The sequence below is a fragment of the Pseudomonas sp. P5_A2_2 genome, from assembly GCF_054177685.1.
Map to the genome: position 1 here is coordinate 1 of NZ_JBGCUL010001237.1, position 1,171 is coordinate 1,171.

Genomic DNA, 1,171 nt, shown 5'->3' on the forward strand with positions numbered 1-1,171 from the left:
GCATGTTCGACCCGGCCCATGGGCGGATGCTGTTCTGGACCAAGAGCCTCTGACTCAACAGGCAAAAAAAGGGCGTCCATCAAGACGCCCGACAGTCTTCTCCGACTACATGTCAGAGGTCCATGGATCATTTCGGTCTGTAGGTTTCAGTCATTTGTGCGGTTTGATCGTCCGGAACCCGCAGCTCAGTGCTTTGGATGGGGTGGCCCAAGGCTTGTTGCTGGGCCAGTCGCAGGCTTTCGTAGTAATAGCGCATGCGCTCGGCTCCGCCTTCGGCAAAAGCGCTGGTTGAGCCCAAAGCCATCAGGCCGGCGAGGATCAATGCGGTGCGTTTCATGGTTTGCCTCCCACTACAGATGTCGGATGCCTTTCGTCCATGAGTCAATGAAGCAGTGTCGAAATGGCATTATCCGCCGAATCCGTTAAATGGGAATCAGCTTCACCAACGGCCTTCATGGCTAGCGCGGGAAGCCTGCTCGGAGTAGTTCGCGAGCCGGCGCGGAAGCAGTGCAGACTGCTCCCGCTTGAAAGGAGGGGTCAGGCGAGTGGGGCGCGTTGCGTCACAGCCAGGGGCTGCACCTGATTGCCTTGCAGCAGCAGTCGCAACTGCGCCAGCTCCTGTTTCAATTGATCGCGTTCGTCTTTCAACTGGCGCAATTCATCGCGACGGATAGTGACGTAAAGGGTTTGTGCTGGCAGTGCGGTGTGTACTGTGCCCATTGCTCACCTCGCAAATGGCGTGTCTCAACTGTAGGTACGCCTCGAAATCCGCGGCTGACCTACTATCGGCGCCAATTTTGATTTCTTTTGCCCCCGAAGGGAACTTTTTTATTTTTCATGGTCGTTGTGTCTTCGGTTTGATTCCCGACGTTATCCATCAGGATCGGGCACAATGCCCGGAAACTTCACGCCAACGCTCTGGACTAACCTCATGAGTCGCGTTGGGCTATAACCTTTGACACACTTTTATTTGTAGTAGGGAGCATCAGTACATGCAACTCGGGATTATTGGACTGGGCCGCATGGGCGGCAATATTGCGCGGCGCCTGATGCTCAACGGGCACACCACCGTTGTTTTTGACCGCAATACCGCCTTTGTCGAAGCCCTGGCCACAGAAGGCTCCACGGGCGTCACCGATCTGCCGGCGCTGGTCGCTGGCCTGGCCAGGCC

Annotated in this window: 3 protein-coding genes; 1 reads left to right on the top strand and 2 read right to left on the bottom strand. The window is 56.4% G+C overall.

Annotated features, from left to right (window positions below; genetic code table 11):
- Positions 1 to 127 precede the first annotated feature (127 nt).
- Together ACXRVY_RS30410 and ACXRVY_RS30415 are read right to left on the bottom strand one after the other, a co-directional pair.
- Positions 128 to 337, bottom strand: a complete 210-nt coding sequence (locus tag ACXRVY_RS30410) for a hypothetical protein (RefSeq protein ID WP_223457083.1) — start codon at positions 335 to 337, stop codon at positions 128 to 130.
- Positions 338 to 537: 200 nt separating this feature from the next.
- Positions 538 to 720, bottom strand: coding sequence for a DUF6026 family protein (locus ACXRVY_RS30415; protein WP_223458176.1), 183 nt, complete (start codon positions 718 to 720; stop codon positions 538 to 540).
- Between the two features lie 272 nt (positions 721 to 992).
- Here ACXRVY_RS30415 and ACXRVY_RS30420 point away from each other — a divergent pair.
- The coding region (locus ACXRVY_RS30420) for an NAD(P)-binding domain-containing protein (RefSeq protein ID WP_458239130.1) at positions 993 to 1,171 on the top strand (179 nt) is incomplete at its 3' end.

What these genes read in the sequence shown, in the direction of transcription:
- ACXRVY_RS30415 (WP_223458176.1), bottom strand. Translation starts at nt 720, where the DNA reads ATGGGCACAGTACACACCGCACTGCCAGCACAAACCCTTTACGTCACT.
- ACXRVY_RS30410 (WP_223457083.1), bottom strand. Translation starts at nt 337, where the DNA reads ATGAAACGCACCGCATTGATCCTCGCCGGCCTGATGGCTTTGGGCTCA.